This window comes from Verrucomicrobium sp. 3C, assembly GCF_000379365.1.
Lineage (GTDB): Bacteria > Verrucomicrobiota > Verrucomicrobiia > Methylacidiphilales > Methylacidiphilaceae > Methylacidimicrobium.
Genome location: NZ_KB901875.1, coordinates 465,182 through 471,841, shown reverse-complemented (window position 1 = coordinate 471,841; position 6,660 = coordinate 465,182). Strand labels below are relative to the sequence as shown.

The 6,660-nt window shown below is 59.0% G+C and carries 7 protein-coding genes, 1 tRNA gene and 2 pseudogenes; 2 read left to right on the top strand and 8 right to left on the bottom strand.

From position 1 onward, the window contains the following. The 4 genes from A37A_RS15380 to A37A_RS0102775 form a co-directional block, all read right to left on the bottom strand. On the bottom strand, positions 1–1,355 hold a 1,355-nt coding region (locus tag A37A_RS15380), incomplete at its 3' end, for an IS1634 family transposase (RefSeq protein ID WP_018290019.1). 596 nt (positions 1,356–1,951) lie between these two features. Next, positions 1,952–2,278 carry a type II toxin-antitoxin system PemK/MazF family toxin gene (locus A37A_RS0102785; RefSeq protein WP_255324901.1) on the bottom strand — a complete coding sequence of 109 codons (327 nt, stop codon included), beginning with the start codon at positions 2,276–2,278 and terminating at the stop codon, positions 1,952–1,954. 38 nt (positions 2,279–2,316) lie between these two features. Further along, complete coding sequence (locus tag A37A_RS0102780; RefSeq protein WP_020493912.1) at positions 2,317–2,571, bottom strand: AbrB/MazE/SpoVT family DNA-binding domain-containing protein; 255 nt, start codon at positions 2,569–2,571, stop codon at positions 2,317–2,319. A 345-nt stretch (positions 2,572–2,916) separates the two neighbouring features. Beyond that, the gene (locus tag A37A_RS0102775) at positions 2,917–3,906 is read right to left on the bottom strand and encodes an IS481 family transposase (RefSeq protein ID WP_018290016.1); all 990 of its coding nucleotides are present in this window, start codon (positions 3,904–3,906) and stop codon (positions 2,917–2,919) included. A 240-nt stretch (positions 3,907–4,146) separates the two neighbouring features. Here A37A_RS0102775 and A37A_RS0102770 point away from each other — a divergent pair. Then, a pseudogene (locus A37A_RS0102770) lies at positions 4,147–4,743 on the top strand (Uma2 family endonuclease). A gap of 9 nt (positions 4,744–4,752) precedes the next feature. On the opposite strand, the gene A37A_RS15375 reads toward A37A_RS0102770, so the two are convergent. From A37A_RS15375 to A37A_RS19890, 4 genes are all read right to left on the bottom strand, one after another. Further along, positions 4,753–5,133: a helix-turn-helix transcriptional regulator gene (locus A37A_RS15375; RefSeq protein WP_231363741.1), complete on the bottom strand. Its 381-nt coding sequence runs from the start codon at positions 5,131–5,133 to the stop codon at positions 4,753–4,755. Between the two features lie 58 nt (positions 5,134–5,191). Further along, positions 5,192–5,262: transfer RNA gene (locus tag A37A_RS0102755), tRNA-Ile, on the bottom strand. An 11-nt stretch (positions 5,263–5,273) separates the two neighbouring features. Next, positions 5,274–6,023, bottom strand: a complete 750-nt coding sequence (locus A37A_RS19895) for a hypothetical protein (protein ID WP_018290012.1) — start codon at positions 6,021–6,023, stop codon at positions 5,274–5,276. 4 nt (positions 6,024–6,027) lie between these two features. After that, entirely contained in the window at positions 6,028–6,192 is a 165-nt protein-coding gene (locus tag A37A_RS19890; protein ID WP_018290011.1) for a hypothetical protein, read from the bottom strand. A 189-nt stretch (positions 6,193–6,381) separates the two neighbouring features. Here A37A_RS19890 and A37A_RS20450 point away from each other — a divergent pair. Then, positions 6,382–6,660, top strand: a pseudogene (locus A37A_RS20450) (IS256 family transposase); the annotation flags it as partial.

Below are 6,660 nucleotides of genomic sequence, written 5' to 3'. Positions count from 1 at the left end.
TCCTTGTAGGCCCGGACCGCCTCGAGCGGGGAGAGATCCTTTTCCTCGGTGAGGATCACATACTTGCCCTCCAGAAGCTTTTCGGTCTCCACTGTTTCTTCGGAGACCTGGAGCTTGCCCGCCCGCAGACTCCAGCGGAAGTAGCGGTGGCCGCGATGGAGAGAGAGGATCCGGGCGACGGAGGCTCCGATCTCTTCCCGATTCCGAAGCTCTCCTTTTTCGATCCGCTTGGCGAGTTTACCCAGCTCTTCCCGGGCCTTCGCGACGTCCCTCTCCCGCATGGCCTGCTCGTAGGCCAGTCGCTCGGCACTCTCGACCACGAAGACCCGCTGGCCGGGAAGCGCTCCCTCGACTTCGCAGACCCGATCCTTCCCCTCCGGAGAGCAGGGCTGCCAGGAACCGCTCTGGGCCTTGCGGATATACTCCAAGACCTCCGGGTTCCTTCGTCGGCGTAAGCCGACCAAAAATCCATGCCCCTGGCTCCAGAGGAAGCCCAAGTTGGCCGTGCTCACCATCCCCCGGTCCCCGACGAAGACGATCCGACGCAACCCGAAGCGTTTCTCCAAGTCGGCGACGATCGGCAGAACGGTTTCCGAATCGTGCCGATTGCCCCGGAAGACATGGTGGGCAATCGGCCAGCCATTGGCCATGACGACCCCCAAGAGGATCTGCCGGTTTCCCTCCCGATGGTCCCGGCTGTAGCCGTATTGGGCCAAACCCTCCGGACCTTCCCCTTCGAAATAGGAAGAAGTCAAATCATAGAAGACCATCTCGGGCTTGAGGCAGAAGAGATCCCGCAACCGGGCAAAGAGCCCTTCCTCGATCCTCTGCTTCCGCCCGATGAGCTCGTCAAGGGTCCGGTACCACGGCCAAAGGAAGCGGGGGTCGACCCGAACTCGGCCGTTCTGCTTCCAGACCGGCCGGATCCTCTCTCCTTTCCCGTCGGGAACGTAGTCGGTCTCCAGCCACTGGGCCAAGGCGTGCTCGCTTCCCGGGCAGATGAGCCGGTTGGCCACAAGGACGAAGGCCCGTTCCGCAAGAGCAATTCCTTTGCCCTTCCCCCTCTTCTCTTCCAAAAGCTCTTCCAGACCCAGCTCCTCCCAGAGATGCCTGGCGACAAGCATTGGACCCCAAACCGCGGATTCCTGAGGCTCAAGCGCCCTACGAGAAGCCGGCGCGCTCCGGCCGAGCAGCTCCGCGAGCCGATCCAAGTGGGGCGCCAAGAGATCCTTGCGGCCGAGAGTCGCGACAATCCGCTGCTTGACCTGTCCCTTTTCCCGGTAGCTTTCCACCAACCGAACATACTCCGCCTCGCTCCCGTCCTTCCGACGCAACCGCAGGGTGCGCAGAAACATTAAATAGCATTACAGTACTCCATCGTTCCTAGCAAGCACAAAAGGACACGCGCATGCGACAAAAGTATTCACAGTGTGGCACTACAATTTTGCGAAAGTTCGTTCCCCAACCCTGGAGCCATCGTCAAAATGGTCGATTTTCCCCAAACATGGGCCGGTAAGAAGGGAGTTATCGCCACTCGCCAACAACTGCTTCAGCTGAAAGCGCCCGTAGCGGCTGTTTGTGGGTAACGCCAGCGGTCGAAGCCTCTGGGAAAAGGCCCGGAAAGCAGGTCAGCGAGCAAGCAGGCCCTAACGAGCCCGCCGTCCCCCCAATACCCCAAGCGGTCAGATCGCTTGTAACCAGAGCGGTCAGTTTCACATGTCCTCGACATTTACAAAGAAAAAAGACTTGACATCACCCGCTTTTCACTCCTTTAGCCACTAAAGCGACAGCGCTTCGGCAAGCTTTTTATAGTTCAGAATTTGACGTATTCGAAGCGCTGTCGCTTTAGTGGATGTCGAAGCTATTGAAAGGAAAGCCTGGTAATCCACTACTTCATCTTCTTCTTCCGTTTGCGCCGTGACCAAGGGCGCATCGCCCCGTGCGGAGGGAGTTATGTCCCGATTTCGATGATCTGATTCAATGTCTCGCAAGCGAGGGCAAACGGCTCCGCCGGGACTTGCCCCCAAGAGTGCGGTTTTGCGGAGGGGGCTCGCCAATCGAATGACTTGGGTTGATGCGCAAGAATGTAGCTGACGGCTCCCCCGGGACCTATGAACTTAATCGCAAATGGGTTGGTGTCATTGTAGGACGCCGTCGTCATCGGTAGTCCGATGACAATTCCGGTGAGCTCATTGAATTCTCTGGGCGAGAGCACCACTAACGGGTGCATATCCCTCATCTCGCGACCAGACTGCGGGTTGCAATGGATCCAAATCATGTCGCGGCGCGCCGGAACCCACCGCGAGCCAGTCGCCATTACATTGCCTCGGATCCGACCGGGCGAGTCGCCATTACCTCGCCTCCGTGACTGGCGGGATCAAATGCGGCGAGTTTCTGCGCAAGCGTCAGTCTTGGCCCACCGGCGAGCTTGATGAGCACCCCATGATCCGCGAGCGAGATCTCCACGGGCTGCCCAACGCCGAAATGCGCAGAACGCGCCACCGCGGCGGGTATGCGCACGGCGAGGCTGTTCCCCCACCGCTGCACGGTGCGCTTTGCGGTTTTTGACATGTTCCCTCCTTCCATCCATGTGTGTGTAAACACGTATAGCCAACGCATGGGTGAACGTCAACGCGGGCGTGTCGAGATCAACCTCCGGCAGACCCGCTGGAGCTAGGTGGACCATATGACCGGCCAAGACGTGAAGAAGCCGCTTTCGTAGCGCATGCCCGTCTTGTCAGCCGGCAGCCAAAAATGATCCCCTGATGACACAAGGAATCGACGCCCTGGCGGCAACTGGAGGTGTCCATGGGAAAGAAAGATAGCATCGTCTTCTGCGATTAAGCAGAAGGGAGGAGATGCTGGAGCCGGAGGACGTGGGTCGGATGGTGGCATTACATGATCTGGGTTGTGGGACTAAGCGGATTGCTCGGGAGCTGGGGGTATGTTAGGTCCCGGATGATTAGGTACTGTTTTTTGGAAGAGCTGCGGATGAGATTGTTGCCATGTTTTTAGGGCCTGAAGCGGGGTTTGATGATTGAGCGATTTTTGAGGGAGGTGTTCGTTGTAGAGCCAGGCGTAGCGGTCGAGCGTGGTTTTCAGGTCGAGGGAGCTTTGGAAGTGATGAGTACGGAGGATCTGCGCCAGTCTTCCGTTGAAGCGCTCCACCATGCCATCGGGGCGAGGCGACTTCGGCTTGGTCAGGCGGCGCTCGATTCCCAATGCTTGGCAGAGCGCATCGAACTCATGGGAACCGGTGGCATCCTTGGGTTCTTGGCCGAAGACCCGATCGGTGAACTCCTTGCCGTTATCGGTGAGGATGGTTTGGATTTTGACGGGTGCCGCTTTGGCCAGCGCGTGGAGGAAGCTGCGGGCGGCTGCTGGGGTCTTTGCCCGCTTGACGGCCAGGAAGACCCAACGGGTCGCTCGATCGATGGCGACGAAGACATAACGACGAGAAGTCTCGTCGGCCATCTGGGGCAGGTATTTGAGGTCCACATGAAAATAGCCCGGCAGGTAAACTTTAAAGGGTTTGGTGGGATTGGCCGGTGTTTCCGGTTGAGGCAACCGGGAGTGGCCTCGACGCCGCAGGAGCCGACCCAAGGCCGAGCGGGTCATGGAGGGTTCGATAAATTCGCGGATGACGGCCAGCAGATCGTCCAGCGGCAGCAGGAACTGCGTGCGCAAGTAGATCACCAGCTCTTCCTGTCCCGCATTGAGTGTCGTCGGAAGATGATGCGGCGTGTGGCTGGCGTCCGAGACGAAATCCCGCTTCCGCCACCGGCGAATCGTCTGCCGAGTCACGCGAAACTGCCTCGCCAACTCGTAATCGCTGCCCGTTGCCCGTTGAATCGCCGTGCGGATCGCCGGCGTAGTCGTCGCATTTTTGTGCAGGGTGATTCTCATACTTTTACCTCGGCTTTCCAGTTTGCCACTACCACCCGAAGCACCGCACGCCCGAGCAACAACGGACGGCGATTTTCTAGAATGTAATCATGCGAACCCCAACATGTAGTGGCAATCGCATGTACTCATTTCTTCATGGCTTCACATGAGTACAAACGGTTCCTTTGGCGGCAGAATGAGGCGGCGCTTGGTGCGTAGCAGAGGGCGGCGTATGGTCGAAACCAAGGTAAAGAGAACTCCATGCCGACGACGACTCTAGGCCCGCACACGGTCAAGGATTGGCTTGCCACTCCCGAAGGCGAACATTGGGAACTCATCCACGGTAATCACGTCAAGACGGAGGAAAGTTTCGGGAACAGCAGCTTTGCCGGAGAGGTAGGGCGGGAGATCTGGACATACTTGAAGCCGAATCCTTTCGGTGTCGTCGAGCGCAACATCGCCTTCTGCTTTCCTGGAATCATGGACGGAGACCGAGAAGGAGTGGTCCCAGGCCTCTGCTACATTCCGAACGACCAGTTAGAGCGCTTGGATGTCGAGGCGAACGTCCAGAAGGCGGTGATCCCGGCCTTGGTGGTCGAAATTCTCTCTCCTTCGACCAGCCGGATCGACCTCGTGGACAAGGTGGAGATTTAGCGAGAGGCGGGCTTTCGGGAATACTGGATCTTCGATCGCCACCAGGAGACGGTGCGGATCTACCGATTCGCGGAAAACGCGGAGGAGCCAGTTGCGGTCCACAACTTCGACGACACGATCACGACTCCGATGCTGCCCGGATTTGTTTTGAAGATGCCGAAGATTCGGCAGGCACTGCGGCCAGGCGAAAGGACCAGAACTTAGCCTGTTTGATCAGCGTTTGCACCGCCTGCTTCGAGCTCGGCGGCCTGGCGCTCGGACGGGAAACTCTTCTTCTTCGTCGTCTTCATCGTCAAACACCTCCCGCAACTGTTCGTACTCAATGCGCCCGATCGCTCGGATCGCGAGTCCCTTGCCCAAGACGGCCAGCGTCGCCATGAGAACATGAACGCCGACATTGCGTCCTCCTTCCAAGGCCACGATGGTTTGCCGCTTGCATCCGATGGTTTGGGCAAGTTCGGCCTGCGTGAGCCCGAGCATCTTACGCTCGGCGCGAATCGCTTTTCCCAGAGCAGGGGCGTTGAGCAGTGGCAAAATGTCGGATATATCGGACACATTGACCGATAAGAGGCAAAAAATGTCGATTTTAGGCAACTTCTACACGTCGGACCTAACGTGTTAAGAAAAGCCAGTATTTTTAACACATGCCAGGTAGGCGGGCGGGGATTCGAACCCCGATCCGGCGCTTATAGGGCGCCCGCTCTGCCCTTGAGCTACCCGCCCAAGTGTCACACTTACCGCGCCTCCGCCTTCTCCTCCAGCTGCGGCCTGGGCTGCTGGCCGGTCTCGGCTCCGTTCCGCCGCTCCCGCTCGGCTAGCATATCCCCGAGCCGCTGCTCGATCTGCGCTGCCCGCTCTCTCAATACGGCAGCCTCTTGCTCCGCCTGAATCCTTACTTGCCGCTTTTCATCCAGCGCTGCCCGCACAGTTAAAAGATCGGCTTCGAGCTTTGGGAGAGACTCTAAGCCAAGCTGCGACTTTGCGAGTTCAACTCTCGCGGCCGCCGCCGCCGCTCGCTCTCGCCCGATTTCCGCTTGCGCGGCGGCGAGTTCCTCCGAAAGCTGCGCGGCTTTCCCTTCGGATGCGGCTTTCTGCTCGGCGGCCTCCGCCAATCGCTCTTCGACTTCGGCTATTGCCGAGGACAGCCGCTCGTTCTCCCGTGTTAGCGCGTCGGCCTCTTCGCCGTCGTCCTTCCAAGAGTCGCAAAGCATGACCACTTCGTTCTCGTCATGGTGAGCTAGTACCAGGCCGGATTGCTGGTCGCAAAAATAGCTCGTTACGTTGCGCATATACGCCTGGCAATAGCACGTCAGGATCCATGGCGGATAGCCCGGTAAGTCGGGCACGCCGTCGCCAGCGAGCGGCAGCGGGAATCCGGAGGCGCGGACGCTCCACGACGCTTCGGCGCACGACGCGCAGCAGCCGAGCAATGCTTCTGTCCCCTTCGGCAGAGCCGCGAGCGCGGCTTCGAGTGTTGATTTCATGATTTCATTGCACAAACGCGTTAAGCGGGGGGCGCAGCGGTTCGCCGGGGCCGGACGTGAGTAGTTCGGCGAAGTTCGCTTCGCTCTTCCCGGCCACGTAGCAGCGAATCTTGCCGATGGCGTCCTGAATGTGCTCCAGGTAATCCTGGTCCCGCAGTTCTTTGCTCATAACGGCCTTGCCTCCTGAATGACCTGGTCGCGGAATATGGCGGGAAGATCAAACTCGGTCAGTACATCCACAGGCACGCCAAGCTCCTTCTCGATGGCGTCCTGAAGGCGCACCATATCCAGGAGGGTGGTGCCTCTGGGCGAGCCTATCCGAAAATTTGTGTGTGGGTCACAACCGAAGTAGAAGGAGATGAAAATGGAAAGGGAAGTGACCACGAACAACGAGCAGGAAGCGCAGGACCGAGGAGGCAAGAAGCCTGGGATCAGTGCGGCGATCATTGAAGAGCTGATGAAGGACTACCAGAAGCCGGAAGATCTGGTGGGTCCTGGGGGGATCATGGAGCAGCTGACCAAGCGGCTCTACGAGCGGGTGCTGGGAGCGGAGATGACCCACTATCTGGGTTACGAGAAGGGCCAGGCGCCCAAGGGCGAAGCGGGCCGGAGGCGGGAGAACCATCGGAATGGGACC